The 25,392-nt window shown below is 63.9% G+C and carries 24 protein-coding genes and 1 tRNA gene; 10 read left to right on the plus strand and 15 right to left on the minus strand.

Translation table 11 applies throughout. From position 1 onward, the window contains the following. Nucleotides 1-18: 18 nt before the first annotated feature. From SynM161_RS01050 to SynM161_RS01070, 5 genes are all read right to left on the minus strand, one after another. Nucleotides 19-1,209 carry an FAD-dependent oxidoreductase gene (locus tag SynM161_RS01050; protein ID WP_186541729.1) on the minus strand — a complete coding sequence of 397 codons (1,191 nt, stop codon included), beginning with the start codon at nucleotides 1,207-1,209 and terminating at the stop codon, nucleotides 19-21. After that, complete coding sequence (locus tag SynM161_RS01055; RefSeq protein WP_186541730.1) at nucleotides 1,206-2,261, minus strand: Glu/Leu/Phe/Val dehydrogenase dimerization domain-containing protein; 1,056 nt, start codon at nucleotides 2,259-2,261, stop codon at nucleotides 1,206-1,208. The genes SynM161_RS01050 and SynM161_RS01055 overlap by 4 nt, the downstream gene beginning before the upstream one ends. Next, nucleotides 2,261-3,298, minus strand: coding sequence for an SAM-dependent methyltransferase (locus tag SynM161_RS01060; RefSeq protein WP_186541731.1), 1,038 nt, complete (start codon nucleotides 3,296-3,298; stop codon nucleotides 2,261-2,263). Before SynM161_RS01060 ends, SynM161_RS01055 begins: the two co-directional genes overlap by 1 nt. Before the next feature lie 69 nt (nucleotides 3,299-3,367). Then, nucleotides 3,368-3,949 carry an RdgB/HAM1 family non-canonical purine NTP pyrophosphatase gene (gene rdgB / locus SynM161_RS01065; protein WP_186541732.1) on the minus strand — a complete coding sequence of 194 codons (582 nt, stop codon included), beginning with the start codon at nucleotides 3,947-3,949 and terminating at the stop codon, nucleotides 3,368-3,370. Further along, a complete protein-coding gene (locus tag SynM161_RS01070) occupies nucleotides 3,946-5,409 on the minus strand; it encodes a phosphoglucomutase/phosphomannomutase family protein (protein WP_186541733.1) in 1,464 nt (487 codons plus the stop codon). The genes rdgB and SynM161_RS01070 overlap by 4 nt, the downstream gene beginning before the upstream one ends. A gap of 53 nt (nucleotides 5,410-5,462) precedes the next feature. Here SynM161_RS01070 and SynM161_RS01075 point away from each other — a divergent pair, with 53 nt between their 5' ends. After that, nucleotides 5,463-6,938 (plus strand): TM0106 family RecB-like putative nuclease, encoded by a 1,476-nt coding sequence (locus SynM161_RS01075; protein WP_186541734.1) that lies wholly within the window; start codon nucleotides 5,463-5,465, stop codon nucleotides 6,936-6,938. Here the strand turns inward: SynM161_RS01075 and SynM161_RS01080 are convergent. Both SynM161_RS01080 and pyrE read right to left on the minus strand, forming a co-directional pair. Beyond that, the gene (locus SynM161_RS01080) at nucleotides 6,920-7,714 is read right to left on the minus strand and encodes a glycine cleavage T-protein (RefSeq protein ID WP_186541735.1); all 795 of its coding nucleotides are present in this window, start codon (nucleotides 7,712-7,714) and stop codon (nucleotides 6,920-6,922) included. The genes SynM161_RS01075 and SynM161_RS01080 overlap by 19 nt on opposite strands. Then, nucleotides 7,711-8,283 carry an orotate phosphoribosyltransferase gene (pyrE, locus tag SynM161_RS01085; protein ID WP_115081541.1) on the minus strand — a complete coding sequence of 191 codons (573 nt, stop codon included), beginning with the start codon at nucleotides 8,281-8,283 and terminating at the stop codon, nucleotides 7,711-7,713. Before pyrE ends, SynM161_RS01080 begins: the two co-directional genes overlap by 4 nt. A gap of 56 nt (nucleotides 8,284-8,339) precedes the next feature. Here pyrE and SynM161_RS01090 point away from each other — a divergent pair, with 56 nt between their 5' ends. The 4 genes from SynM161_RS01090 (at nucleotide 8,340) to SynM161_RS01105 (ending at nucleotide 11,266) form a co-directional block, all read left to right on the plus strand. Then, nucleotides 8,340-8,825: a hypothetical protein gene (locus tag SynM161_RS01090; protein WP_186541736.1), complete on the plus strand. Its 486-nt coding sequence runs from the start codon at nucleotides 8,340-8,342 to the stop codon at nucleotides 8,823-8,825. A gap of 26 nt (nucleotides 8,826-8,851) precedes the next feature. Further along, nucleotides 8,852-8,924: transfer RNA gene (locus SynM161_RS01095), tRNA-Ile, on the plus strand. 13 nt (nucleotides 8,925-8,937) lie between these two features. Beyond that, nucleotides 8,938-10,221 carry a hemolysin family protein gene (locus SynM161_RS01100; protein ID WP_186541737.1) on the plus strand — a complete coding sequence of 428 codons (1,284 nt, stop codon included), beginning with the start codon at nucleotides 8,938-8,940 and terminating at the stop codon, nucleotides 10,219-10,221. 37 nt (nucleotides 10,222-10,258) lie between these two features. Further along, nucleotides 10,259-11,266, plus strand: a complete 1,008-nt coding sequence (locus SynM161_RS01105) for a Gfo/Idh/MocA family protein (protein WP_186541738.1) — start codon at nucleotides 10,259-10,261, stop codon at nucleotides 11,264-11,266. A 15-nt stretch (nucleotides 11,267-11,281) separates the two neighbouring features. On the opposite strand, the gene SynM161_RS01110 is transcribed toward SynM161_RS01105, so the two are convergent. Further along, nucleotides 11,282-14,458: a glycoside hydrolase family 15 protein gene (locus tag SynM161_RS01110; RefSeq protein ID WP_186541739.1), complete on the minus strand. Its 3,177-nt coding sequence runs from the start codon at nucleotides 14,456-14,458 to the stop codon at nucleotides 11,282-11,284. A gap of 48 nt (nucleotides 14,459-14,506) precedes the next feature. On the opposite strand from SynM161_RS01110, the gene SynM161_RS01115 reads away from it, so the two are divergent. Continuing rightward, entirely contained in the window at nucleotides 14,507-15,241 is a 735-nt protein-coding gene (locus tag SynM161_RS01115; protein ID WP_186541740.1) for a WecB/TagA/CpsF family glycosyltransferase, read from the plus strand. 4 nt (nucleotides 15,242-15,245) lie between these two features. Here the strand turns inward: SynM161_RS01115 and SynM161_RS01120 are convergent, their stop codons facing one another. Together SynM161_RS01120 and tgt are read right to left on the minus strand one after the other, a co-directional pair. Next, nucleotides 15,246-15,389, minus strand: a complete 144-nt coding sequence (locus SynM161_RS01120) for a photosystem II reaction center protein K (RefSeq protein WP_025362038.1) — start codon at nucleotides 15,387-15,389, stop codon at nucleotides 15,246-15,248. Nucleotides 15,390-15,420: 31 nt separating this feature from the next. Continuing rightward, nucleotides 15,421-16,539 carry a tRNA guanosine(34) transglycosylase Tgt gene (tgt, locus tag SynM161_RS01125; protein ID WP_186514539.1) on the minus strand — a complete coding sequence of 373 codons (1,119 nt, stop codon included), beginning with the start codon at nucleotides 16,537-16,539 and terminating at the stop codon, nucleotides 15,421-15,423. 29 nt (nucleotides 16,540-16,568) lie between these two features. Here tgt and cobS point away from each other — a divergent pair, with 29 nt between their 5' ends. Then, nucleotides 16,569-17,339, plus strand: a complete 771-nt coding sequence (cobS, locus tag SynM161_RS01130; protein WP_186541741.1) for an adenosylcobinamide-GDP ribazoletransferase — start codon at nucleotides 16,569-16,571, stop codon at nucleotides 17,337-17,339. On the opposite strand, the gene SynM161_RS01135 is transcribed toward cobS, so the two are convergent. After that, nucleotides 17,299-18,420 (minus strand): sensor histidine kinase KdpD, encoded by a 1,122-nt coding sequence (locus SynM161_RS01135; RefSeq protein ID WP_186541742.1) that lies wholly within the window; start codon nucleotides 18,418-18,420, stop codon nucleotides 17,299-17,301. The genes cobS and SynM161_RS01135 overlap by 41 nt on opposite strands. 340 nt (nucleotides 18,421-18,760) lie before the next feature. On the opposite strand from SynM161_RS01135, the gene SynM161_RS01140 reads away from it, so the two are divergent. Then, nucleotides 18,761-19,129, plus strand: a complete 369-nt coding sequence (locus SynM161_RS01140; protein ID WP_011363271.1) for a DUF3155 domain-containing protein — start codon at nucleotides 18,761-18,763, stop codon at nucleotides 19,127-19,129. Here SynM161_RS01140 and SynM161_RS01145 read toward each other — a convergent pair whose 3' ends face one another. Further along, nucleotides 19,130-19,702 (minus strand): alpha/beta hydrolase, encoded by a 573-nt coding sequence (locus SynM161_RS01145; RefSeq protein WP_186541743.1) that lies wholly within the window; start codon nucleotides 19,700-19,702, stop codon nucleotides 19,130-19,132. A gap of 56 nt (nucleotides 19,703-19,758) precedes the next feature. On the opposite strand from SynM161_RS01145, the gene purH reads away from it, so the two are divergent. Together purH and SynM161_RS01155 are read left to right on the plus strand one after the other, a co-directional pair. Further along, nucleotides 19,759-21,321 (plus strand): bifunctional phosphoribosylaminoimidazolecarboxamide formyltransferase/IMP cyclohydrolase, encoded by a 1,563-nt coding sequence (gene purH / locus SynM161_RS01150; protein WP_186541744.1) that lies wholly within the window; start codon nucleotides 19,759-19,761, stop codon nucleotides 21,319-21,321. A 54-nt stretch (nucleotides 21,322-21,375) separates the two neighbouring features. Next, nucleotides 21,376-21,834 (plus strand): DUF4079 domain-containing protein, encoded by a 459-nt coding sequence (locus tag SynM161_RS01155; protein ID WP_114988117.1) that lies wholly within the window; start codon nucleotides 21,376-21,378, stop codon nucleotides 21,832-21,834. 7 nt (nucleotides 21,835-21,841) lie between these two features. On the opposite strand, the gene SynM161_RS01160 is transcribed toward SynM161_RS01155, so the two are convergent. From SynM161_RS01160 to SynM161_RS01170, 3 genes are all read right to left on the minus strand, one after another. Continuing rightward, entirely contained in the window at nucleotides 21,842-22,450 is a 609-nt protein-coding gene (locus SynM161_RS01160; RefSeq protein WP_186541745.1) for a DUF1997 domain-containing protein, read from the minus strand. Between the two features lie 60 nt (nucleotides 22,451-22,510). Then, a complete protein-coding gene (locus tag SynM161_RS01165) occupies nucleotides 22,511-23,710 on the minus strand; it encodes a 4-hydroxy-3-methylbut-2-enyl diphosphate reductase (RefSeq protein ID WP_186541746.1) in 1,200 nt (399 codons plus the stop codon). Nucleotides 23,711-23,820: 110 nt separating this feature from the next. Next, nucleotides 23,821-25,293, minus strand: a complete 1,473-nt coding sequence (locus SynM161_RS01170) for an ammonium transporter (RefSeq protein ID WP_186541747.1) — start codon at nucleotides 25,291-25,293, stop codon at nucleotides 23,821-23,823. Between the last annotated feature and the right edge of the window lie 99 nt (nucleotides 25,294-25,392).

Raw genomic sequence — 25,392 nt, forward strand, 5'->3', positions numbered from 1 at the left:
CGGATGAGGGGTGAGGGTTCAGGCGCGGACGGCGGCGCGTTGGTGGCTCCAGCAGGAGAGATCCACCGCTGGTTGTTCTTCACTGGCGAGGCGTGCCAGGGAATCACCGATCAGGGGGGCGAACTTGAAGGCCTGGCCGGAGCCTCCTGCGAACAGGCTCAGCTTCGGGGTGAGCCGGTCCAGCACGAAGTTCACGTCGCTGGCCATGGAGTAAGGGCTGATCACGGTCTCCACCCGCTCCTGCACACCCTCCAGTTCGTTGAACAGGAAGGTGTCGAGCAGCTCCACCAGGCGAGCGGGTGGCTCGGTCACCATGGCGTTGGGTTCGGCGACGCGCAGCTCCTTCGGAGCCCAGTCGATGCCCGCCTTGATCCGGGGGCGGCCATCCGCCGTTTGGCTGAGGACGGGGAATCCGTAGTAGAGGCCACCGTCATCGCCGCGTTCCTGCTGGAAGCAGAACCACTGGGGGTAGCGATCGGCCAGTGCCGGGTCGACGGTGTAATGGGCCCAGAGCATCGGCCACACCTCCAGTTTGGGTGAGAGGCCAAGAGGAGCCAGCAACAGCTGGCTCCAGATCCCACAGGCCACCACCAGCTGTCCGGCGGCGATGTGTTCGCCGCTCTCCAGGGTGACGCCACCGCCATCGGCATCGAGGCCCGCCACGGGGCAGTGCTCGATCAGCTGATGGCCGGCCTTGCGGGTGGTGTTGATCCAGTGGGCCACGACCCTGTCGCTGCGCACGGCGCCGGCGGTGGGCTCGAACAGTCCGGTGAAGCCCGGCTTCGGCTTCAGCGGAAAACGGGCCGCGATCTGGTCGGCGTTGAGGGCCTGATAGGGGATGCCCTGATAGTCCATGACCCGTCGGGCCCCGGGGATCGACCCCTCGATCGTCTCTTCATCCCAGCTTTCGCCGTAGAAGAGCAGGCCGTGGGTCTCCCGCAGTTGCTGACCGGCGTGGTTTTCTTCCTCGCGCCAGAGGCGGTTGGCCTCCTGGGCGAGACGGCAGAGCACCGGGTCGGAATACATCTCCCGGAACATCCGGGTTTCGCCATAGCTGCTGGCTTTGGCGTGGGCCAGGGTCTGAGCTTCCAGCAGCACCACATCGCGCACGCCGCGACGGGCCAGGGATGCAGCGCAGCTGAGGCCGGCCATGCCGCCGCCAACAATCACGACGGCTGCCCGCCTGGGCAGGGACGCTGGTGTGCTCATTCGATTTCTCCAAAGCTGAGGCCGATGGGCTCGGTGGAGGGTGTTGCAGCCACCTCCTCAAGGGCTGCACCCACAGACAGGCCCTGTTCGCGCTGATTCAGATACTCGCTGGCCCGTCGGCGCACCTCATCGCGAACGAAGGTATAGACGTCCTTGGCACCAGCGTCTTTCCAGGCGTCGGGGGAGAACCGCTCGATTGAGTCGGCGATCACAGCTCCTGCATTCACCAGGGGGTCCGGCAGCACCCGCACACCGCGGCGACGCAGGTCATCCGCCAGTTGGGGTTGCAGGAAGGGGGCATTGGCGGCAGGCACCACGGCGGGGGTTTTCAGCGCCGTCGCCATTTCGGCGTTGATCAATCCGGAGATCGAGCAGGGCAGCAGCAGGTCGAGGTTCAGTTCCCACCAAGCACAGCTCTCCGGCAGCGGCGTTGCGCCGGGAAAACTGGCTTTCTCGCGGTCCAGATCCACGGTGAACACGGTCCAACCGTGCTCGACGAGATGGCGGGCAACGGTGCCGCCAACGGCACCGCAGCCGTGCACGAGGGCCCGGCCTGGGCGGGCGTCGTTGAGGTCCTTGTCCAAAACGGCCTCCACAGCGCCGAGGGTGCCGTGGGCGGTGGCGGCACTGGCGTCCACAGGGCTGCCGACCGCCGCCAGCACATGGGGGGTGAGCGCCGTCAGACGCTCCATGTCCTCCAGGCTGGTGTTGAGATCGCAGCCGGTGATCATCGCGCCGTCAAGCGACTCCAGCAGCTCGGCGGTGACGCTGATCAGCTCATCCTTGACGGCATCGGGCTCAGCGGCCCGGGCAACGATCTTGCCGCCGGCGAAACCGGTGCCGTAAAGATCGTGCTTGTGGGTCATCAACCCCGCCAGCCGCTGGCCGTCTGCGATGCAGGCCTCATCGCTCGGGTAATTGAGCACCCGCAGGCCTCCGTTGGCGGGGCGCTTGGCATCGGTGTCTTCCGCCACCACGAACACCGAGAGGTGGTCGGAGACGTGTTCCGCCAGCACCGACACGGTCGGCGCTGTTTTCTTGCCGCTGCTCATCAGGCCACCTTCTCCATCATCTGGTGGTGCTCGACGTAGTCGAGGCTCCATTCGCTGGGGGCTTCGGCGATGCGCTGCTGCAGCCGCTCGAACACCGTGTCTGCTGCGGTGTCGCCGGCAGCACTGGCGAAGCTGTGGCGGCTCCAGCTGCGGATCGTCGCCATCAATCCGGCGGCGAAAGTCGCCGTGTCACCGTTCTCGTTCCAGCGGCGTCGGTAAGGGCACTTCACGTAAACGGTGCGCTCGTCCACCAGCCGCAGGCCGTTGCGGTAGGCGGCGCTGCTCTCGTCCTTCAGCGGAGCCATGAACTCCTCGGGGGACTTGTAGAAGTTGAGAACTGTGCCTTGTTGGTACTGCTCCTGGCTGATCAGGCCTTCCTCGGCCATGCCCCGCCAGATCTGGTGCAGCTGGTCGTGCACGTTGCGGGTTTCGCCGCCGTTGTGGCCGAGATAGAGCCCTGCTTCATCACGGGAGAGATTCACCGTCAGCAGGCGGCCGCCCAGCTTCAGTTCGCGGCTGCGCAGCTCGAGGATGTGGTTCCAGTCCTTCATCGCCTGGGCGGTGAAGCGCTGAAGCGCGTCGGCATCACCGGACGCCAACACATGGGTGTGGCTGTTCAGGGGGCCGGGGGAGGCGCTCAGCCAGTGCATTGCCGTGGCGGAAAAACCGAAGCTCACCGAGTTCGGCGCCACGGAGGGCTCGTAGAAGCTGCGGGCACTCACCAGCACCGTTGGTTTCGGATCCCGGGGGATCTGCAGGGCCAGGTTGTTGGCCAAAGCAAGGTTGTCGTTGCTCGGCAGGTCGTTGCCGATCAACGTCAGGTGGGCCTTCGGCTGGTTGGCATGCAGGCGATCCAGCACCTGGTTCCAGAGCCCAACGGCGGTTCCACCATCGGCAGCTCCGTAATCGATCAGGACATGGCTGTCAGCAACAGCCAGTTGATTCACACAAGTCAGGGCCCAGTCCGAGGCGGCTTCGATGCACAGAAGAGCGCCCTCGGTCTGCGCGCTGTAACCCGTGGTCATGGCGATGGCCATGGACCTCGTCAGCGGCAGGCCTCACCGTACAGACCATGCCCCGAGAGCCTTTGTATCCGTGGTTCTTCTTCAGCTTGCTTCGATCAACTGGCGCAACTTGGGTTCCAGGAGGCTGAAGGCTTTGCCGCGGTGGCCGTGCTGCTTTTTCTCCGCCAACGGCATCTCAGCGAAGGTGCGGCTGGTTCCAGCAACTTCGAAGATCGGGTCGTAGCCGAAACCCTGATCTCCCCGGGGTGCGGCCGTGATCAAGCCGTCGCAGCGGCCTTCCACCTCCAGCAGGATCGTGCCGTCTGGGGCGGCGACACAGAGCGCGGCGCAGAAATAGGCCTGGCGTTGGTCTGAGCCGTTCAGGGCCTTCAGCAGCCGGGCAATGCGTTTCGGGTCGGTGGGGGCGTAGCGGGCGGAATGAACACCCGGAGCGCCATCAAGCGCATCAACGCTGAGGCCTGAATCGTCGGCCAGGGCCCATTCCCCTGTGGCGGCGGCAACCGCTTGAGCTTTGAGCCGGGCATTGGCGGCAAAGGTGGTGCCCGTCTCCTCCACCTCCAAGCCTTCTGGCTGGGGTTGCACGCTGACGGGCAGGGCCTGCAGCAGACCCTGGAATTCACGAATCTTGCCGGCGTTGCCGCTGGCGATCACAAGGGTCTTCATGCGGCCTCCGCAAACTGTCGGGCCCAGGCGAGCACCTCGTTCACCCGCTCGGCATCCGGCCCTTCGCAGTAGAGCCGCAGCAGCGGTTCCGTGCCGGAGAAGCGCAGCATCAGCCAGTGGTTCGGCCCCATCCTCAGTTTGATCCCGTCGGTGCTGATCACTTCCAGCACGTCTGCGCCGGCGACGGTCGAGGGCGTGCTCTGGTCCAGCAGCGTCTCGAGCCGTCGGCGTGCCTCCATGTCGGCCAGGCACAGGTCGAGTCGGTCGTAGTGACTGCTGCCTCCATGTTGTTGCTGGAGTGCATCCAGACGCGCACCCAGGGGTTGCTTTCCTTCCACCAGGGCTTCCAGCACCAGCATCGCCGCGAACAGGGCGTCCCGCTCGGGCAGGTGCATGCCGAAGCCCACGCCACCGGATTCCTCTCCGCCGATCAGCACATCCCCGGCCAGCATCTCTGCGGCGATGTACTTGAAGCCCACCGCGAGCTCCAGAACCTTGCGTCCCTGGGCCTCCGCCACCAGCCGCATCAGATCCGAGCCGCTCACGGTTTTGACCACGGCGCCCGGCAGCTGGCGGGCTCGGGCCAGGTGATCGATCAACAGGGGCATCAGCAGCTGGGTGCTGCAGAACCGGCCGGTTTCATCCACGGCAGCGATGCGGTCACCATCGCCGTCGAACACCAATCCCACCGCAGGAGTTCCGGCGGCCGTTGAGGCTTTAACGGCCGCGATCAACCCCCCGAGGTAGGGCGCCAGGGGTTCCGGTGGATGACCGCCAAACAAGGGATCACGGTCGCTGCGGATCTCTTCCACAACGCCAGCGGCTTCAGGGCCGAGCAGCTCCGTCACACAGCCGGCGGCTGATCCATGCATCGGATCGACGATCACCTTGAGGTTGATGGCCTTGAGGCCATCAACCAGGGCCTTCAGGTCCAACTTGCGGCGCAGCCCTTCCAGATGCTCGCCGCGCCCATCAAACCGGGGGACTTCCGCCTTGATCGGTGCCGTGATGCCGCCGGCCGCCAGACGTCGTTCGACTGCGGCCGTGAAGTTTCCCTCGACCGATCCACCAAAGGGGCCTTTGATCTTCAGCCCCAGCCATTCCGGTGGGTTGTGACTGGCGGTGATCACCAACGCTCCCAGGGCTTTGCGCTCCACCACGGCCCAGCTGCAGGCCGGCGTGGGCACAGCGGTGTCGGTGAGCAGGGGTTCCAGTTCACAACCCCGCACAGCGGCTGCGATGGCTTCCGCCAGTTCTGGAGCCAGAAAGCGCCGGTCGTAACCGATCACCACCGTTCGGCTGTTGAGACCTTCGGGGGCGCGATGGGCGAGCTCCTGAGCCGCGGCAGCAGCAACGGGCAACAACCGCTCAACCGTGATGTCGACGCCGGTGATCCCGCGCCAGCCATCGGTGCCGAACTTGATCGGAGCTGGACTCAGAGGGAGGGGAGCCGATGCCATGGCACAGCCTGCACTTCAGTGGATCTAGCAGCTGGCAGCCGTAGGGTCGGCGGATGGGTGACACCCCGGCTGCCGACAACGCTCTCACCGACCGGTTGCTGCGCAGTTGGCTGCGTTGCCGTCGCAAGGCCTGGCTCGATCGCCACGGGAATCCTGCCGAGCGGCGTTGGACGGCCCATCGCAATCTCCTGCTGGACGACCAGCAACGCTGTTTTGTGGCCTTGCTCCCCCGCAAGCCTGGCCATGGCATCGCTGCCTGTGCTGCCGGAGCCGAGGCCGTGGTGGGTCTGCGCCTGAAGGGGCTTGGCCCATCCGGTGAGCCGTTGGAGGCACACCCTCCACTGCTGCGGCGGGTCAAGGGGAAGAGCCGCTGGGGTGACTTCGCCTATCAACCGGTGCTGGCCCGTCAGGGCCGCCGCACCACCCGGGAACATCAGCTGCCGCTGGCGCTGATGGCCCTGTTGCTTGAGCAGCATCAGCAGGGGGACGTTCCGTCGATGCTGGTGCTCGGCGGTGGTGGCCGGCGCCTGGAACAGGAGCGGCTGCATCTCTCCAGTGGTCTGTGCCGACAGCTGTCGGAGGGGCTGCGCAAACTGCGCTCTGACCTCGAGCGCCCGGTTCCTCCTCCGCTGGCCGCTGACCGGCGCAAGTGCTCACTTTGCAGCTGGCGTGTCGCCTGCAATGCCGTGGCGGCGGAGGAAGGGCATCTGAGCGAGGTCAGCGGCATCGGCGCCAAGCGGCGCGAGATGTTGCTGGAGCTTGGGATTCGCGGCTTGTCCGATCTGGCCGCGGCTGATCCTTTGCAGCTCGCCGAGCAGCTGCAACGTTTTGGGGATCAGCATGGTGAGGTGGCCGCATCCCTGGTGGCTCAGGCCCGGGCGCAGCGGGATGGACGGGTGGAGCGTTTGGATGCCTCAGCGGCACTGCCGGAACTGCAGGACTGTCCTGGTGTGCTGCTCTACGACATCGAATCCGATCCCGACGCCCGTCACGACTTCCTGCACGGTTTTCTGGTGTTGCCCAGAACCAAAAGCGGATACTGGGATCTGGCATCTGTGGCATATCACCCGATCCTGGCCCTGGCGGAGCATGGTGAAGCCCGTTGCTGGCTGCGTTTGCAACGGTTGCTGAATCGCTATCGGGGTTGGCCGATCCTCCACTACGGGGAGACAGAAAGCCTGGCCTTAAGGCGTATGGCTGAGCGCCAGGGTGCTGCAGAGGCCGAGGTGCTGCAGCTTCGTCAGCGGTTGGTGGATGTGCATGCCCGGGTCAGACATCACTGGCGCCTACCCCTGGCCAGTTATGGCCTCAAGGCCGTGGCTGTTTGGCAGGGGTTCCAATGGAGTCAGGCCGGTGTGGATGGGGCCAGGGCCCTGCTCTGGTGGCGGCAGTGGCAGGGGGAGGGGCCCGATCGACGCGGCACCAGGCACGGGCTGCGCTGGATCTTCGATTACAACCGCGACGACTGCCTGGCCACCTGGGCCGTAGCCGACTGGTTGCTTGAACAGGATCAGGCGTCGGGATCCTGAAACGCCTCAGGTTGACGGATCTGGAGCTGTTCTCCGTTGGGACCTTCCAGCGTTGGACTGGCCAGGCACTGGCGGCGCACCAGGGCCAGCCCAAGCCAAGTGCCATCGCGTTCGAGCGCACTGGTGATCACCCCGGCTCGCTCGCCATCCAGCGTGAGCTTGGCGGCGGCCGCCAGCGGACTGGGGCAGCTCCAACAGCGCAGCTGTTGCTTCACCCCTGCCTGGCCGATGAGTTTGGCCATGGTCTCCTGGCCGAGGTAGCAGCCTTTCTCTGTGCTGACCTGCGCGACAAGCCCAAGCTCCAGGGGGTTGGTCTCGCCATTGAGTTCACCGGGTCCCGGGGGGAATCCGGTTTGCAGTCGCCATTGCTCCAGAGCCGTCGCGGTGGCTGCTTCCCCTGATGCCCAGGGCTCCGGCAGGGCCGCATCCGGATCGCACCACACGGCTGCAGCCATGGGCTCGAGCCACTGCAGTCGGCGCAACTGGCCCAGGGGTTGGAGGCGAACCCGATCGGCTGGAAAGATCACCTGATCAAATCCAGCGTGAACCGCAGAGGCCTCTCCCGCCAGAACGATCACATCGGCCCCCTCCGCATCGAAACGAAGTTCCAGCACGGCCCGCAAGCGTCCCGTTGCGGTCAGCCAGCAGGTCTGAAGCAGATCCCCGGATTGGAGTGCGTTGAGGTCAGCACTGGTCTGCCCCTGAAGAAACTGGCGTGCTCCGCTGCCGTTCAAGCGCAGCCAGGGAACCTGGGCGTTCCAAAACAACTTGCTCATGCCGGCGTGAAGGCGGCGATTTCAGACAGCTTGAAAAGGCTGATCAGTTCAAGATTTTCAGCCGTCATCGCAGCGTCACCCCCTTCTTCCCGGTCGACGATGGTGACGACCCGCTCCACCTTGTAGCCGGCGTCGCGCAGCTGCCGAACCGCCTTGAGGGATGAGCCTCCTGTGGTGACAACGTCTTCCAGAACGGTGATGCGTGCCCCGGGGGCAGGGAGCGGACCCTCCAGCCAGGCACCGGTGCCGTGGCCTTTGGCTTCCTTGCGCACGATCAGCGCATCAAGCTCCCGACCTCGATCGGCGGCGGCCATGGCAACACCGCTCACCAGTGGGTCTGCTCCGAGGGTGAGACCAGCCACGGCCAGCGCATCGGCCTCCACGTGGGTGAGCATCGCCCGGCTGATCAGCGCTAGGCCGGAACCGCTCAGGCTCACGGGTTTGCAGTTCACGTAGTGCTCGCTCTTGCGGCCTGAAGCCAGGGTGAAGTCTCCGCGTCGGTAGGCCAGCGTGGCCAGACGGTTCAGCAGTTGCTCCCGCTCAGTCGGGACACTCGACGATTCAGACATGGGGCTGGCCGCGCTTCGCAGATGTTCTTAGTTTGCGCTTAGAGCTGATTCATCCGGTGCTGCTGCGGTCGTTCTTTGGCTCGAGCCTGCTCCTGCTCGCCGGCCCGTCGGTGTTGGCGGGTCCGTTGGTCTGCACCACCAGTGTTGAGGCGCCTGTTCCCGGCAGTGGTGGTGCTCCCGTCGACGTCACGGTGTGCCACCCCACGGAGACCACCAGTGAGCTGGTCAACCGTCGCTTCTACTCCTGGACCTCGCCCATGGCCCGGGGGGTGGACCCCCTGCATCAATTGACCGATGTTCTGGGGATCGCGGTTGGCGGCATCGAGGGGAACCGGTTCATGGGATTCGGCTTCCCCGACCAGACGCTGATCTGGGATGGGTCTGCACTTCAGAACATCACGGGAGCTCTGCTGGAGGAACAGAGTCCGCCGCTGCCGATGCGAACCCTGGACATCTCGAGCGGTTTCAACGGCAGCCTGGCGGCCACCGAGGCCATCGAAGCCGTGCCGGATGGGCCCTCTACGATCACTTCCCCGGCGTGACTCCCCTGTGGTAACACTCTCCACATGGGGGTCTAGCAATCTGGTGAATGCAGCGAACTCATAATTCGCCTAAGGCGAGTTCGATCCTCGCGACCCCCATTCCCCCCTGTTGATGCGGCTTCTTCTGCTGGCTGTTCTGCTGGTTCTGCCGGCCTTCTTCGCGGCTGCAGAGGTGGCCCTGCTGCGGCTGCGCCCCAGTCGCGTTGAAGTGCTCGTTGAGGAAGAGCAGGCCGGGGCCCGTTCCATCCAGCGTCTTCAGCGACGCCTGCGGCGCGCTCTGCTGGTGTCTCAATTGGGTGCAACCCTTGCTCTGGTGGCCCTTGGCTGGGCTGGCCGTGGTCTGGGGGGGCGGCTCTGGTCGGATGGGTCTGTGGGTGTCGCTTGGCGCGACACAGCCTTGTTCCTCAGCATCGTGTTGCTGGCTACGCTGGTGGCTGGTTTGCTGCCCAAGGCCTGGGTGTTGAACCGTCCGGAATCTTCGGCGCTTCGCCTGGTGCCGCTGCTGGAGGTGGTGATGCGCTGCCTGGCCCCACTGCTCAATCTGCTTGAGGCGCTGGCGGGCCTGTTGATGCGCCTGCTTGGCCTGGCTCCCCAATGGGATGTGCTGGTGCCAGCCCTTTCCGCTGGTGAGCTGGAAACCCTTGTGGAATCTGGACGGGTCACGGGCTTGTTCCCGGATGAGAAGAACATCCTCGAAGGTGTCTTCGCCCTGCGGGACACCCAGGTGCGGGAGGTGATGGTGCCGCGCTCTGGGATGGTCACTCTGCCGGCCACGGTCCGTTTTGCGGAAATGATGGAGGCCGTGCACCACACCCGTCATGCCCGCTTTCCGGTGATCGGCCAGTCGTTGGATGACGTGCGCGGCGTGCTGGATCTGCGTCAGATGGCCGAACCGATCGCACGGGGTGAGCTCCAGGCCGATTCGTTGCTCGAGCCGTATCTCCAGCCTGCGGTGCCCGTGCTGGAGACCTGCACGCTGGCGGAACTGCTGCCGATGATCCGCAGCGGTCAGCCGCTCCTGCTGGTGGTGGATGAACACGGTGGAACCGAGGGTCTGGTGACCGCTGCGGACCTCACCGGAGAAATCGTTGGTGATGAGGATCCCGCCGAGACCGACGAACCGGATCTGCTCGAAGAGGAGGACTGCCTCGGTGCCTGGCTGGTGGCCGGAGATCTGGAGATTTTCGAGCTCAACCGACAGCTCGATCTCGATCTGCCCGAGGCCGATGACCATCACACCCTGGCGGGCTTCCTGCTGGAGCGGCTCCAGCACATTCCGTCCGCGGGGGAAGGGCTTCATTTCAACGGCCTTCAGTTCGAGATCACAGCCATGGCAGGGCCGCGGATCGAGCGGGTCCGGCTTGTTCTCCCCAGCTCAGAGGAAGATTCCGACTGAAGGCCGATAGTCTTCTCCCAATCGACCGCCTGCGCTGATGTCTCCCGACCCCATGGTCCCTGTCAAGGTCGGGGTGATCGGCATCGGCAACATGGGCTGGCACCACGCGCGGGTGCTCAGCCTTCTGCGGGATGCCGATCTGGTGGGCGTCGCGGACCCGGATGCTGAGCGCGGCAAGCTCGCCACCGAGCAATTCGGCTGCCGCTGGTTCGCCGATTACAACGCCATGCTCTCGGAGGTGGAGGCCGTCTGCATCGCGGTTCCCACGCTGCTGCATCATCCCGTCGGTCTGGCCTGCCTGCGTTCGGGTGTGCACGTTTTGATTGAAAAGCCGATTGCGGCCAGTCAGGACGAAGCCACCGCACTGATTGAGGCCGCTTCAGGGGCGGGGTGTCTGCTGCAGGTGGGCCATATCGAGCGGTTCAACCCTGCCTTCCGTGAGCTCACCAAGGTGGTGGCCAACGAGGAGGTGGTGGTTCTTGAGGCGCGTCGCCACAGCCCCCACTCCGATCGGGCCAATGACGTCTCCGTGGTGCTGGATCTGATGATCCATGACATCGACCTCGTGCTGGAGCTGGCGAAGGCACCGGTGGTGCGGCTTGCCGCTGCCGGCGGTCGCAGTGCCGAAGGCCCGATCGATTACGTCAACGCCACGTTGGGTTTCGAGAACGGTGTTGTGGCCAGCCTGACGGCGAGCAAGATGAGCCACCGCAAAATCCGCAGCCTCAGTGCCCATTGCCGTTCGAGCCTGGTGGAGACGGACTTCCTCAACCACACCCTGCATGTTCATCGCCGGGCCCACGAGTGGTATTCAGCTGATCACGGCGAGCTGCTGTATCGGAATGACGGCTTCATCGAGGAGGTGAGCACCACCTCGATCGAACCGCTCTATGCCGAGCTCGAGCACTTTCTGCAGTGCGTTCGCGGCCGGGAGACCCCTGCGGTGGATGGTCTTCAGGCTTCGCGGGCTCTCAAGCTGGCAGACCTGATCGAGCAGGCCGTTGAACACCCGGATACGGGGGCGCCCCTGTGCGCACCGATCTGAGGGCTTTCACTGGGATTACACCAGCCCCTGCTGTTCGGCCAGTTCCCGCAACGCCGTGACCTGCCAGCGGCGGCAGTCACCGGGTGAGGACCGATAAAACTGCCCCCAGGCCTGGGCCTTGTGTTGCGGGTAGTTCTCTGGACGCAGAGAGGGATGGCTCTGCTGCCAGCCCACCCGGACGGCATGACCGATCACCACGTCGAGGGCCAGGTCATCCTCGAAGCGCACCTCTGGATTGGCTTCGACGAAGGCCATCAGCGAAAGCAGGCATTCGCTGCAGAGTTGTCGGTATTCAGGTGCCTTGATCCGACTGAGCAAATGGTCGACCTGGGCGGCGAAATTGCGCTCCCCAGGTGTTTTCTCGAGAATGAGGTTGCTGTTGAGGCGATTGCGTCGTTCCAGCTTGTCGCCAATCACCAGGCCGCGGCAGTGCTGCAGCAGCGACCAGATCCCGGCATAGAAATCGCGGGGAACTTTCTGGAAGGATCCCAGGCGGATGCGGTGTTGAAGCCAGTCACCCCCCCCCGGTGTTTCCTCCAACGGGTCAGGCACTGACCACTGCACCCGGCCGCTCACGTGCAGCTGTTCGCCGCGTTGCAGGGCTGCTCTGGCATGGTCCACATCGGCGAGCACGGCGCGCAAGCGCTTGCGAATCGCGTGGGGTGCTTCGCTGCAGAGGGCTTCAAAAGCTTCGTCCTGACTCAGTATTTTCTCCACGGCCAGTTCTGATGTGAGCAGCAGCAGCAGCTGCCCCAGCTGCAGGGTGAGGCTCCCCTTCAGCAGCGCGGGCTCCCGCCGCGCCACGCTGTCGAGGGCGAGCAGGAGTTCCTGTTCGAGCATGCGTTCACGGCCGTCGATTCCGCTGGTGGTTTCAATCCGCTCGGCGATGGCGGCACTGTCCATCGGCTGAAGCAGCCGGGAGTCGCCGGTGTAGTTGCGCCCCACCACCACCTGTTTCTGGCGCACGAGCAGATCGGTGAGGGCATCTTCGAGTTGGGGATGCACCATCCCCATGGCACCAGCACAGCGCCGCACCACATTCCAGTCTTCACAACGCAAGCCCCGTTGATAGACCTCCTCAAGCAGGGTGCGCAGGGCCACGGGATGGCCCTCGGGGCTGCGTTGAATCCCCTGGGGGCCAAGACGCCGTTGCAGCAACTCGAGCACTTCCGCCTGTTCATGCAGCAGAGCACTGTTCCAGAGGCGCTGGCTCAATTGTTCGATCGGTGTGTCATCCAGCTCCTGCTCCTCTGCGGCGGTCAGATCCCGCAGATCGGTGGCGTCGCGCAGAAGCGGTTTGGCTGGCTCGGAGCATGGAACCGGTTTCTGTTGGAGCGGCGGCAGCTGCACCTCCTGCGCCTGATCCACCAGTTCACTGAGGCAGCCCAAGCGGACGGGGATGCTTTCAATGACGCCGCTGCCGAGTTGCCGGGCCAGTTTGAGGATGACATCGCGGTGCTGCAGGAGGGCTGCGTCGCGAATGGGGATCACCAGAAGGGGACATCCAATGCCGCGCCAGTGCCGTTGCAGCAGATGCAGCTCGTCCACAACGGTTTCCACCAGCTCCTCCGGGTCATCGGCCAGATAGCTGCTGACGTCTTCCAGCACGGACGGGGTGAACACACTGATGGCGCCGTCCTGGCGGTAGACCCGAGCCGTGTCCTCGGTTTCCACCCGGTGCCCGGGGCGCCCGGTGAGCTCAAGCCGTGGATTGGTGCCGGCGGCTTTCAACCGTTGCTTCAGCTCGTCGGACGACTGCACGGAAATCATTGAGGTTGGGTCGATCGGCACCTCTGCAGCCAGCAGTGCCTGGCGCACGTCATCCGTCTCCGCAGCCATCGCCACAAGAACACTGTCGGCGCCGAGCGACTGCGGCTCCCTGCGTCCACAGGGGTCAATGTCCTCGGGACGGATCAGATCGTCCAGCAGCATTTCCCCAAGCCACACCAGGCTCTGGGTCCAGATCAGCGGCAGGTTGGTGTTGGCCACCCGCTCTTGGCTGCCTGGATTGAGCCGTTCCTGATCGACGGCACTGGCCGGGACCTGATAGAGCTCGGGGTAGAGACGTTCCCCGTCCTGTTCAACGGCCAGGGTCTTGAGCTGGCTGTGAAGGCGCCGGGCCTCCTCCCAGCGTCTTTCGCAGCATGCGGTCACCAGTTCGAAGGCCAGAAACAACGGCCACTCCGACTCGATTCCTTCAAAGGCGGCGAGCTCCTCCGGTTCGTAATGCAGACGGTTGACGTCTTCCACCGCCGTCTGGTGACCATCCCGGAGGAAGCGTTTGTAGCCGTAGGCCCCGCCGAGTTCCCGTCGAATCCGCCGGCCTGTGCGCTCCACCAGGGCGGCATCCTCCACCGCCCAGGCGGGATAACCAATCACTGAGAGGCAGGCACTGTCTGCTTCCTTGCTGGCGGATTCCCGCGGCAGGAGCCCTTGCAGGGCGCGACGGAGGCGCACGATGGCCCCCTGGGGAATCAGCAGGATGCAGCTGCCGTCGCCATGGGGGCCGTAGAGGTCAAGCCCATCCAGGGCCTCCAGGGCGGCTTTGGCCATGCCGATGGAGCTGGCATTGCGCTCCGGTAAACCATGGTTGCCTTTGTCGCCCCGTTCCCAGATCCCGTAGTCGGGGGTGCGGTAGGCCCTGGCGATGTAGTGCACCAGGTTCTGGAGGAAATCCACTTCATCACGGCTCTGCACCACCGCGCAGTCGCCCTTGGTCAACTGCGCCAGCTGCAGCAGAAACAGGGAGGTGGCATCGAGTTGGAGATGCCCCCAGGCGTCGTCAGCCACCACCGGCTCGCCGGTGCAGCTGTCGTATTTGGCGTGAAGGGCGTCGAGGGGGTTAAGGCTCTCTTTGAAGCGCTCCACCTTCTCGGCCTGCCGCATCATCGAGCGCATCAGGCCGCGCATGAGGGCCACCACCCGCTGCTCCAGCTCCCAGGCGCGCAGGCTGTTCTTCCCCTGCTGACGGCGGTAGGCCAGGGCCAGGCCCCAAACGCACTGCACCGAATAGACGCAGTCCCGCACCCAGGCATCGCCGTAGTTGCCATGGATGGTGTGAGCGGTGCTGGCGGGGAGCAGGCCGCTGATCGGGTCCTGCCGATCGAGGACCACGCGTTGGATGGATTGATCCAGACGCTGAAGGGTCGTGGCGTGGTTCTGCGGAAGGGTTTCCGTCGTCGTCACAAACATGCCCTCATGCTTCACCACCCCTAAATTCTCCAACGCAGCCCCATGGCCATGGACTCTGTCAGCACCGCCCCCGACGACCGTCGCCGTTGCCAGGTGCTCGGCGTGCCGGTGGATGCCTGCCGTGATGTCTGTGCAGCTGCTCTCGGTCTGCATTCACGGGGCGGCGGACGCATCGTCACCCTCAACGCTGAGATGACGATGTCGGCTCGGGCCGATGCCGCTTTGGGGCAGGCGATCGGAACCGCTGATCTGGTGATCCCGGATGGAGCGGGAGTGGTCTGGGCCCTGGGCCGTCAGCAGATCCGGGTTGTCAAAACTGCCGGCATTGAACTGGCGTGGACCTTGCTGGAGTACGCCGCAGCCCACCAATGGCGTGTGGCGCTGGTGGGGGCGACACCTGAGGTGATGGCAACACTGCGTGCGGAGTTGCCGCAAAGCATCCGTGGCCTCAACCTTGCGCTCGCGGTGGACGGTTATCAAGCTCCCGAGGCCTGGCAGGGCGTTGAAGCTCAGCTCAGGGCGTTGAAACCTGATCTCGTTCTGGTGGCCCTGGGGGTGCCGCGCCAGGAAACCTGGTCCGAACGAGTGGCGGCCGGCCAGCCTGGACTGTGGATGGGTGTCGGCGGCAGTTTTGACGTCTGGGCCGGCATCAAAAAACGCGCCCCTAGTTGGATGTGCCGGATGCAGCTTGAGTGGCTGTATCGGCTCATTCAGGAACCGTCACGCTGGCGACGCATGCTGTTGCTGCCAGCGTTTGCTTTGAAGGTGATCCGGTTGGGCTGAGGCTTCAGCGGAAGCCCACAGAGGCCTGCCAAACGAAGGCCAGGAGCAGGAAGAAGACCGGGATCAACGGAAGAATGTCGATCAGCGGAGAGAAGGCCTGATAGGCCTCGGGCAGCTGTGCCAGCAGGTCGAGGGTGAAGGCGGCCATCCCTTGCATCAAAAAGGCGTTGGGCTGGACGCTACCACGTGTGATGGGCTGGAGAGTCTGGCTCCCAGGGAGCGAAATCCTCTGAAAAACAGCCGTCGCGAATCGCTTGTGCCATGGCCGAGGTGAAACGCACCAGATGGGTGATGTTGTGAATGCTCAACAAGGTGAGGCCCAGCAGCTCCTCGCTGCGAATCAGGTGATGCAGGTAGGCCCGGGTGTGACCGGTGCAGGCCACGCAGGAGCAGCTCGGATCCAGGGGAGTGTGGTCGTGGCGGAAGCGTGCATTGCGCAGGTTCCAACGTTCACCGCCCACCAGGGCGGTGCCATGACGGCCGAGTCGGGTGGGCAAGACGCAGTCGAACAGGTCGATCCCGTTGGCCACGGCAATGGCCATCTCGCGCAGGGTGCCGATGCCCATCAGGTAGCGCGGTTTGTGTGAAGGAAGCAGGGGCGTGACGTCCCGCACGATGCGATGCATCTCCTCAGCGGGCTCACCAACGCTGACGCCACCGACAGCAATGCCCGGCAGATCAAAGGAGGCGACGGCCATGGCACTCTCCCGCCGCAGATGGGGGAAACAGCCGCCCTGAACGATGCCGAACAGCGCCTGATCTTCGCGGGTGTGGGCTGTGACGCAGCGCTCGAGCCAGGAATGCGTGCGTCGACAGGCATCGATGACGTCGTTCTCCGTCGCCGGATAGGGCGGGCACTGGTCAAAGGCCATGGCCACATCCGCCCCGAGGGCCATCTGGATCTGGGTGGCATGTTCCGGGGTCATGTCGATGGTGCGTCCATCGCGGGGGTTTCGGAACACCACCCCACGGTCATCGATCTTGTTCAGGTCCCCCAGGCTGAACACCTGAAAGCCGCCGGAGTCGGTGAGCATCGGGCCGTTCCAGCCCATGAACCGGTGCAGGCCACCGGCCGCCGCCACGATCTCCTCCCCCGGTTGCAAGTGCAGGTGGTAAGTGTTCGAGAGCACCATCTGGGCTCCCGTGCGCCCCAGCTGCTCCGTGCTGATGCCCTTGACGGTGGCCAGGGTTCCCACCGGCATGAAGCGTGGTGTGTGCACCGGCCCATGCGGGGTCTCAAAGGTGCCGCACCGTGCTGATGTGTTGGCGCAATGCGCGTTGATTTCGAAGCCGAACACGACTGATCCGCCCCTGCATTGACCCTACGGTGAGGGTCGACTGCATCCCTCGCGCCATTCCCAGGATCGTTCCGCCCTGGCTTTCCGATCTGGCGGGAGCCTGGATCTTCTACACGGTGCTGCCCGCATGGCCCTGGCCGCAGCCCTCGTTTCAGCGCATTGCCCGCTTCGCCCCCTGGATGGGGCTGCTGATCGGTGCGTTGCAGGGGCTGCTCTGGATTGGTCTGTCCAGGCTCTCCTGGCCTCCGGCTGCCTGTGCCCTTTGCGTGGTGGCTCTCGGCATCCAGCTCAGTGGTGGCTTGCACCACGACGGCCTGATCGACACGGCGGATGGCCTCGGGGCGCCAGCGGAGCGGCGGCTCGAGGCGATGGAGGACAGCCGGGTGGGCGCCAGCGGTGTGCTGGCTCTCGTGATGGTGCTGCTGCTACAGGTTGCGGCATTGATCCAGCTGGGGGGGCAGGCCCCGCTCGGGCTCTGCCTGGCGGCGTTCTGGGCCCGGGTGGCGCCGCTCTGGGCCATGGCACGTTTCGACTACCTCCGCGCTGATGGAACCGCAGCGTTTCATCGCGAGCACGGCAGGCCGCTCTGGGATGCCCTGCCCTCACTTCTGGTGGTGGTTCTCTTGGCCGGTTGGGTGGGGGCCATGCCCCTTTTCCTGGGGGGCGTGGTGGCGATCCTTGTCGCCCAGAGCCTTGGGCGACGATTGGGGGGGCACACCGGTGACAGCTATGGAGCAGCTCTTGTGCTCACCGAGATGATCACATTGTTGGGTCTGGCCTTGCTCCTGCCGGCCAGCTGAGGACGAATGCATTGCCCTGAGTGGGCAGATCGGGAGCGATTGTGGAAGGCTCCACGCAGAGCGTGAGCTTGCGGCCCTGCTGCTCCGCAAGGGAGCGTGCAAGGGCGAGACCAAGGCCGGTGCCCGCCCGGTCTTGTCCGGTGGACCCCCGTGCTCCCCGCTTGAAAATCAGGTCGCGCTCCTCCAGGGGGATCGGCGGCCCGTTGTCCCAGACGCAGAGCCCATCGGGCAACAGGTACAGCCCCACGCTGCAGCCCGCTGGGCTGTAACGGAAGGCATTCTCAAGGAGGTTGGCGACGATCTCCGCGATCGTTCCGTCCTGGGACGGTTGATCAATCCACTGGGGCCAAAGGTCTGGTCCCCGCCAGGGTCGGCCCTGCAGGCTTGCCGTCGCTTCCGCCCGCTCCAGCAGAGGCATCAGCAGGGTTTGCATGGTGGCCTCACCTTCGGCAGGCCCTGGGGGCAACAGGGTGGGGCCAAGGGGGTCCTGTTCGGGGAGACGTTGTTGCCCGAGGCCATCGAGCACGTCGATGTATTGGCCGAGTTGGCGTTGTTCCGAGAGCATTCCCTCCACGAGTGGGCGGTGGGAGCTGTCGGCTTCGAGCCGCCGCAGCAGCAGTTGGGCGTAGGTGCGCAGGGCAGCCAGTGGATTGCGCAGCTGATGCACGAGGGTGCGCAGCTGCTCGTTTTGTTGGCTGAGTTCCTGGCGAAGTTGCAGGCATTCCAGGTCACGCCCCAGGGCGTGGCTGATGGCGGCGGCACTGCGCCGCATCCGTTGGTCCAGGGTCAGCGTCCAGCTCCGCTGCGGATCCAGGTCCGCGCGCAGGGCTCCCAGGATCAGACCGGCATCCTGGAGGGGGTACCAGCGCCGACTCTCGTGCGGCAGGCGCAGGTTCGGGTCTGCGTCGGCAGGGGGAAGCAAGCGTTCATTGGCCGACCATTGCCGGATCAGCAGAAGTGGCGGGCCTTGCTGATTGGGTGGCGCACTGACGTAAAGCCCCAGATGCTGGATGCCTTCTTTGGCGGTTAGATCAGCCAGCTGTTGATCGGTGAAATCGAAGAATCGATCGGTGAGCTGCATCAGTTCCGGACGATCAATTCAGGTGCTTGAGCAAGCCTGCGCCAGGGGGACTTGAAAAATCTGGGAAAAGTCTTAAGATCCTCTTATCGACCGAGGCGCTGTTCACCATGAACAGACGCCCGCCAGCTCTCGCAACGGTTGCAATTGCTTCGCAACCAAAGCTACAGCAGAGGTTGCAGTGTCCTCCGCTGGTTCCCGCTTGGGTGTTGGTGTCCTGCCGGTGATTGTGGTGTGTCTGCAATTGCCCCGACGCTCCCCTTGCGTCTGGCGTTTTCGCGCCGACAGCACCCGTTTGTTCTGACGATCCACCCCGTTCTTCCTTTCGTACCGGAGCCCTTCCATGTCCAAGAAGCGCAAGCGCATTAGCCGTCGTCGCCTGGCAGGTCAGCGGGTCCTGGCCCATGTGCCAACCCATCACCTCGAAACCGGTGAGTACAAGCCCGTGACGGCCGCTCGTCGTTACATCGCTGAGGGTGGACTGGTGCCTCCGGCGTTGCTGAACGTGCGCCGCAATGAGCACACCACCGACCGCTTCTTCTGGGGTGAGAAAGGTCTGTTCAGCGCTCAATACGCCGAAGAGAACCATTTCCTCTTCCCCTCATTGCGCACCATTGTTGATTCCATCGGTGAAGACAAGCTCTTCGAGGGTCTCGAGCTTGGCGCCGATGATTGGGAGGAAATGGAGGAGTACGAATACGCCTTCGTTTGATCACGCGTTCTCCAGAACACGCTCGATAAATATCAGGATCGGCTGCACCGTCTCATCAGGGATGGTGTGGCCGTTTTTGAATGGAACTGTCTGACATTGATCGGGCTGCAACTGCGCAGCGATCGACTGCATGGCCTGGAACGGCACCACGGAATCGTCTGAACCATGCATCAGCAACACAGGGGGGTGTTGCTGGGGCGGAGCCCAGTTGGGGTGTGGATAGCCGCTGCAGCTGATCAGCCCTGCAATCGGCAGGGCGCAGCCGCCTTCCAGGGCCATGGCTCCCCCCTGGGAAAAGCCGAACACCACCGTTCGTTCGAGTCCAAGACCTGGGCTGTTCAGGCACTGAAGTTGAGCCTTGAGGCGCTCAACGGCCGCGGGAACGGCATCCCACTGGGCTGGGAACAGGCCATACCACTGACGCCCTCCCGGTTGGTCGGGATGGAGCTCAGGAGCCTCTAGGCACACCACATCAAGGGTCTTGGAACACTCTCGCGCCAGGCGATCGCCCAGGGGTTTGAGATCCTCTCCGTTGGCTCCCCAGCCGTGGAGCAGCACCAGCCGGCCATCCATGGGGCATGAGCATCACTGCTGCGTAGGTTGGCTCACGACCCAGTCACGACCCTTCGATGGCTCCTGTCGCTCTGCTGAGTGTTTCCGATAAGTCCGGGCTGGTGCCCCTGGCGGAGGCCCTACATCGGACCCATGGCTATCAGCTGCTCTCCAGTGGGGGCACGGCCAAGGTGCTCGAGCAGGCCGGCCTTCCGGTGACCCGTGTGTCGGAGCACACCGGGGCTCCAGAAATTCTTGGCGGTCGTGTGAAAACGCTCCATCCAAGGGTGCATGGCGGGATTTTGGCCAAGCGGGGTGATGCGTCCCATCAGGCCGATCTTGAGCAGCAGAACATCGCCCCCATCGATGTGGTGGTGGTCAACCTCTATCCCTTTCGCGAGACGATTGCTCGGCCTGACGTCACCTGGGATCAGGCGATCGAGAACATCGACATCGGTGGCCCCGCCATGGTTCGGGCGGCCGCCAAAAACCATGCTGATGTGGCTGTTCTTACCAGCCCTGACCAATACGACCGTCTGTTGACCGCCATGGCGGAGTCGGGCGGGAGCGTGCCTTCAGAGCTGAGGCGCCAACTGGCCCTGGAAGCGTTTCAGCACACGGCGTCGTACGACACGGCGATCAGCCGCTGGATGGCCGACCAAACTGCTGCAGAAGACAGCCCTTGGCTGGAGGCGGTGCCGCTGCGGCAGACCCTTCGGTACGGCGAAAATCCCCATCAGAAAGCGCGTTGGTTCAGCCATCCCAAACAGGGTTGGGGTGGGGCCATTCAGCTGCAGGGCAAGGAGCTGAGCACCAACAACCTGTTGGATCTCGAGGCGGCCCTCGCCACGGTGCGGGAGTTCGGCTACGGAGCCGATGGTTCCGCACCGGCCTTGCAGCCTGCCGCCGTGGTCGTCAAGCACACCAACCCCTGCGGTGTGGCGATCGGAACTTCCATTCCTGCTGCACTGACGCGGGCCCTGGATGCCGATCGTGTGAGTGCCTTCGGCGGCATCATCGCCATCAATGGTGTGGTGGAAGCCACGGCGGCCCGTGAGCTCACCAGTCTGTTTTTGGAATGCGTCGTGGCACCGGGCTTTACACCCGAGGCACGGGAGGTGCTGGCGGCCAAAGCCAATCTGCGCCTGTTGGAACTGGCTCCGCAGGCCATTGACCTCGCCGGCCCCGATCACGTGCGCAGCATCCTGGGTGGTCTCCTGGTTCAGGACCTCGATGACCAGGCGATCACGCCGGCCGACTGGACCGTGGCCAGCCAGCGGCCGCCCACACCGCAGGAAAAGCAGGACCTGGAATTTGCCTGGCGATTGGTGCGTCACGTTCGCTCCAACGCCATCGTTGTGGCCAAGGATGGCCAGAGCCTCGGCGTGGGTGCTGGTCAGATGAATCGTGTGGGCTCAGCGCGGATTGCCCTGGAGGCTGCGGGTGAGAAAGCCCAGGGGGCTGTTCTGGCCAGTGATGGTTTCTTCCCGTTTGACGACACGGTGCGTCTGGCTGCCAGCTACGGCATCACCGCCGTGATCCATCCCGGCGGAAGCATGCGCGATGCCGATTCGATCAAAGCCTGCGATGAGCTCGGCCTGGCGATGCAGCTCACGGGGCGCCGCCATTTCCTGCATTGACGCTGGTGGGGGCCGCCGGCCCCCTAGCCTCGCGGCACTGAAGAGTCCCCTTCAATGCTCGCCACCCTCCCCTTCAGCCTCAATTTCGCTCACCCCCTAGCGGAGTGGGGCCTGCTCGCCGTTGGTGGTTGGGCTCTCTACCTGGGAATCAAGGCCAAGAAAACGCGCACCGGTACCCCAGAACAGCGCAAAGAACTGGTGCCGAAAAAGTTCGCCCAGCGCCATTACCTCTGGGGCAGCATCCTGCTGGCCGTGATGACCCTCGGGACCCTGGGCGGCATGGCGGTCACCTATCTGAACAACGGCAAGTTGTTTGTTGGTCCGCACCTGCTGGTGGGTCTGGCCATGACCGGGATGATTGCCGTTGCCGCCTCGCTCTCACCCCTGATGCAGCGGGGCAATGTGATTGCTCGTAAGGCTCATGTGGGCCTGAACATGGGCATGCTCACGCTGTTCCTCTGGCAGGCCGTCAGCGGCATGGAGATCGTCAACAAGATCTGGACCAACCGCTGAAGATGCTTCAGAAGGCTGCCCGCTGACGGGGCGGGCAGCTCAGGCCATGGGCGGCGTGGAAATCTTCCTGGACCTTCCAGGTGAGCCGTCGTGAGATCTGACGGACAATCTGCTTGAGCAGATGATCACCACTGCTCTGGACCAACTGATCCGGGAGCATGGTGATCACCTTGGGCAGACGGATCCAGACCTTGAGATCCAGGTCCCACTGGACGGAGGTGTGGTCCTGTTCGGGGATCAGGCGCATCCCCGCGCGGAAGTCGACGTCGTAGTGATGGCGCAGGGCGAGCGACTGCGGCACGGTTCGAACGGTTTCGATCCGGTAGATCCCTTCCTGCTGTGGCAGTAGCCGCAGAGCGATCGTGGGCTCCACCTCGAAGCCGAAGTTGCCGAACCGCCCCAGGGTCAGGCTGTAGGACTGCCGATCGATGGCCTCGACCTGCATCGGGCTGGCGCAACGTTCAAACCAGCTCTGATGGTCATCCAGGTAGCGAGCTACCACCGCTTTGGGCGCCAGCATCTGCATCGAATCCTCGAAGTGGCTGCTGTAGCAGCGCACCTGCGGGTCGGCACCGTGAAGCTGATTGTCGGTTTCGGTGGGCGACAAGACCGTCACGGATGGGGAGCTGCCGGCGGAGGGCGATTAAAGATGAACCAATGTAAAGCTCTCTGCGCTTCAGTTTTCGCTCAATTGCATCAGTTTTTCGATCACCTCTTCCACCGCCCGATCCGGGGTTGAGGCACCGGAGGTGATTCCCACCCGCACGGGGCCTTCAGGCAGGAAATCGCCCTCACGACAGAGGTCGGCTGCCAGTGGTTTGTGCTCGATCGAATTGCTGCCGACATCGATGCGCTCGGGCGTGTCGATGTGGAACGAGCGAATGCCACGGCTGACGGCAATCTCCTGCAGGTGGGTGGTGTTGGAGGAGTTGAAACCACCGATCACCACCATCAGGTCCAGAGGTTCATCCACCAGGGAGAACATGGCGTCCTGACGCTCCTGGGTGGCGTCGCAGATGGTGTTGAAGGCCAGGAAGTGGTCGTTGAGTTGGGTGGGACCGTATTTGCTCAACATCGTGCGTTCAAACAGGCGTCCGATTTCCTCTGTTTCGCTCTTCAGCATCGTGGTCTGGTTGGCCACACCCAGACGTTCGAGGTCCCGATCGGGATCGAACCCTGGAGAGCAGGCTTTGGCAAAGCGTTTGATGAAGTCGTCACGGTCCCCATTGCCGAGGATGTAGTCGGCGACGTACTGGGCTTCCTCCAGATCGAGCACCACCAAATAGGTGCCTGCAAATGAGCTGGTGGCCAGTGTTTCCTCGTGCTTCACCTTGCCGTGAATGATCGAGCTGAAGGTGTGCTTTTTGTGTTTCTCCACGGTGTTCCACACCTTGGAGACCCAGGGACAGGTTGTGTCAACGATGTGGCAGCCCCGTTCGTTCAGCAGCTGCATTTCCTGAACGGTGGCGCCAAAGGCCGGCAGGATCACCACATCACCGGAGGTGACACCGGAGAAATCCTTCACTCCCTCCTCGACGGGGATGAACTGCACATCCATTTCCCTGAGGTGATCATTCACGGAAGGGTTGTGGATGATCTCGTTCGTGATCCAGAGACGCTCGCTGGGGTAGTGCTTGCGGGTCTCGTAGGCCATCGCCACAGCCCGTTCAACACCCCAACAAAAGCCGAAGGCTTCCGCCAACCGGACGTTGAGCCGGCCGTGTTCCAGTCGGTAGCCGTTGTCCCTGATCGTGCCGATCAGGCCGCTCTGGTAGGCCTGCTCAAGGCTTTCCGCCACTTCCTCGGCGCGCCCGAAGCCTCGCCGGTTGTAACGCTCGGAATGGTGGAGGGAGCGCTTGAAGGCGTGGGTGTCCATGGAGGGCGCTGGAGTGGGGCAACTCTATGTGGCCTGAAGCAGCGCTTCAGGCAGTAAAAAAGCCCGGCCAGTCGGCCGGGCTTGAGATAAGCAGCTGATCCGAAGCGGACTCAGTTGTTGGTGGTGGAGAAACCGGCGTAGGCCTCCATGCCGTGTTCGCCGATGTCCAGACCTTCGGACTCTTCCTGTTCGGTGACGCGGATGCCGCCGAAGAGGGAGCCGATGATCTGCCAGGCGATGAAGCAGGTGACCACGGTCCAGATGGCATAGGCAGCAGCACCCAGAGCCTGGATGCCGAGCTGCTCAACGCCGCCGCCGACCAGAAGGCCGAGGCCAGAGCCGTCGCCCTGGACGTCGTAGCCCCAGAGACCGATCACGATCGTGCCCCACACGCCGCACACACCGTGCACGGAGAAGGCGCCGACGGGGTCATCAATGCCTGCGGCATCGAGAGCGGCGACGGAGAAGACGACGATGATGCCGCCCACTACACCAGCCACCCAGGAACCCGTCAGGGTGAGGTTGCCGCAACCGGCAGTCACGCTCACCAGGCCGGCCAGGATGCCGTTGATAATCATGGTGAGGTCAGGCTTCTTGGAGGTGATCGTTGAGATCACCGTGGCGCCGATGGCACCACCTGCTGCACCGAGGGTGGTGGTGACGGCCACGTAGGGGACCCACTGGTCCATGGCCAGCTGGGAACCGGGGTTGAAGCCGTACCAGCCGATCCAGAGGATCAGAGCGCCAAGGGTGGCGATGGACATGTTGTGGCCAGGGATGGCCTGAACCTTGCCATCGACGTATTTGCCGATGCGAGGTCCAAGCAGCATGGCGCCGACCAGGCCGGCCCAGGCGCCAACGGAGTGCACGATCGAGGAACCAGCGAAATCGATGAATTCGACGCTGCCAACACTGTTGAGCCAGCCACCGTTCCATTCCCAGCTGCCAGCAACTGGATAGATGAAGGCGGTGAGGACCAGGGCGAAGATCACGAATTCGCCGAACTTGATCCGCTCAGCCACAAGACCGGAAACGATCGTGGCGGCGGTTCCGGCGAAGGCCGCCTGGAACAGGAAATCAACGGTGGGAACCAGGCCTGCATCGCTGATGGTCTCAGCGGTGACGGTCGGGTCGAAGAAGAGGCCCCCGAAATACAGCCAGCCGTCGATGACGGAGTCGCCGTACATCAAGGAGTAGCCCACGAACCAGTAGGCGGTCACCGCGAGGGCGAACACGAACAGGTTCTTGGCGAGGATATTGACGGCATTTTTTTGCCGGCACATGCCTGCTTCGACCATGGCGAAGCCGGCATTCATGAAGATCACCAGGATGGTGGCGACCAGAAGCCAGAGGTTGTTGGCCAGGAAAGCGGCGGAGAGCTCAGGAAGCTCTTCGGCTTTGGCCGACAGGGTGAAGATGCCAAGGCCCATGAGCGCCAGGGGCGCACAGGCGAGCCAGGTCATGGCGCGGTTGGAACTGAAGCCCCGGATGCTCTTCAGGAGCAGCATCGGGCCTTCCAGGAGGCTGGCCTCCTGAAGGGTTTTGCGCCGCCTTTGCGGTGGCGCGTGGAATGCAGTTGTCATGAACGAGGGTGCAGAGCTGCGTGACACGCCTAGTTGTAACTAGGCGAACCAGACCACGCTGCACGTCAGTCTCGTCTTTCTATGTTCGATCTGCTACCA

This window comes from Synechococcus sp. M16.1, assembly GCF_014279895.1.
Lineage (GTDB): Bacteria > Cyanobacteriota > Cyanobacteriia > PCC-6307 > Cyanobiaceae > Parasynechococcus.

What these genes read in the sequence shown, in the direction of transcription:
- SynM161_RS01105 (WP_186541738.1), top strand. Translation starts at nt 10,259, where the DNA reads ATGTCTCCCGACCCCATGGTCCCTGTCAAGGTCGGGGTGATCGGCATC.
- SynM161_RS01165 (WP_186541746.1), bottom strand. Translation starts at nt 23,710, where the DNA reads ATGGACACCCACGCCTTCAAGCGCTCCCTCCACCATTCCGAGCGTTAC.
- SynM161_RS01140 (WP_011363271.1), top strand. Translation starts at nt 18,761, where the DNA reads ATGTCCAAGAAGCGCAAGCGCATTAGCCGTCGTCGCCTGGCAGGTCAG.
- pyrE (WP_115081541.1), bottom strand. Translation starts at nt 8,283, where the DNA reads ATGTCTGAATCGTCGAGTGTCCCGACTGAGCGGGAGCAACTGCTGAAC.
- SynM161_RS01155 (WP_114988117.1), top strand. Translation starts at nt 21,376, where the DNA reads ATGCTCGCCACCCTCCCCTTCAGCCTCAATTTCGCTCACCCCCTAGCG.
- SynM161_RS01055 (WP_186541730.1), bottom strand. Translation starts at nt 2,261, where the DNA reads ATGAGCAGCGGCAAGAAAACAGCGCCGACCGTGTCGGTGCTGGCGGAA.
- SynM161_RS01115 (WP_186541740.1), top strand. Translation starts at nt 14,507, where the DNA reads ATGGACTCTGTCAGCACCGCCCCCGACGACCGTCGCCGTTGCCAGGTG.
- SynM161_RS01075 (WP_186541734.1), top strand. Translation starts at nt 5,463, where the DNA reads ATGGGTGACACCCCGGCTGCCGACAACGCTCTCACCGACCGGTTGCTG.
- SynM161_RS01050 (WP_186541729.1), bottom strand. Translation starts at nt 1,209, where the DNA reads ATGAGCACACCAGCGTCCCTGCCCAGGCGGGCAGCCGTCGTGATTGTT.
- SynM161_RS01100 (WP_186541737.1), top strand. Translation starts at nt 8,938, where the DNA reads ATGCGGCTTCTTCTGCTGGCTGTTCTGCTGGTTCTGCCGGCCTTCTTC.
- SynM161_RS01070 (WP_186541733.1), bottom strand. Translation starts at nt 5,409, where the DNA reads ATGGCATCGGCTCCCCTCCCTCTGAGTCCAGCTCCGATCAAGTTCGGC.
- SynM161_RS01080 (WP_186541735.1), bottom strand. Translation starts at nt 7,714, where the DNA reads ATGAGCAAGTTGTTTTGGAACGCCCAGGTTCCCTGGCTGCGCTTGAAC.
- SynM161_RS01145 (WP_186541743.1), bottom strand. Translation starts at nt 19,702, where the DNA reads ATGGATGGCCGGCTGGTGCTGCTCCACGGCTGGGGAGCCAACGGAGAG.
- rdgB (WP_186541732.1), bottom strand. Translation starts at nt 3,949, where the DNA reads ATGAAGACCCTTGTGATCGCCAGCGGCAACGCCGGCAAGATTCGTGAA.
- SynM161_RS01135 (WP_186541742.1), bottom strand. Translation starts at nt 18,420, where the DNA reads ATGCAGCTCACCGATCGATTCTTCGATTTCACCGATCAACAGCTGGCT.
- SynM161_RS01170 (WP_186541747.1), bottom strand. Translation starts at nt 25,293, where the DNA reads ATGACAACTGCATTCCACGCGCCACCGCAAAGGCGGCGCAAAACCCTT.
- purH (WP_186541744.1), top strand. Translation starts at nt 19,759, where the DNA reads ATGGCTCCTGTCGCTCTGCTGAGTGTTTCCGATAAGTCCGGGCTGGTG.
- SynM161_RS01060 (WP_186541731.1), bottom strand. Translation starts at nt 3,298, where the DNA reads ATGGCCATCGCCATGACCACGGGTTACAGCGCGCAGACCGAGGGCGCT.
- SynM161_RS01120 (WP_025362038.1), bottom strand. Translation starts at nt 15,389, where the DNA reads ATGGCCGCCTTCACCCTCGACCTGCTGGCACAGCTGCCCGAGGCCTAT.
- SynM161_RS01110 (WP_186541739.1), bottom strand. Translation starts at nt 14,458, where the DNA reads ATGTTTGTGACGACGACGGAAACCCTTCCGCAGAACCACGCCACGACC.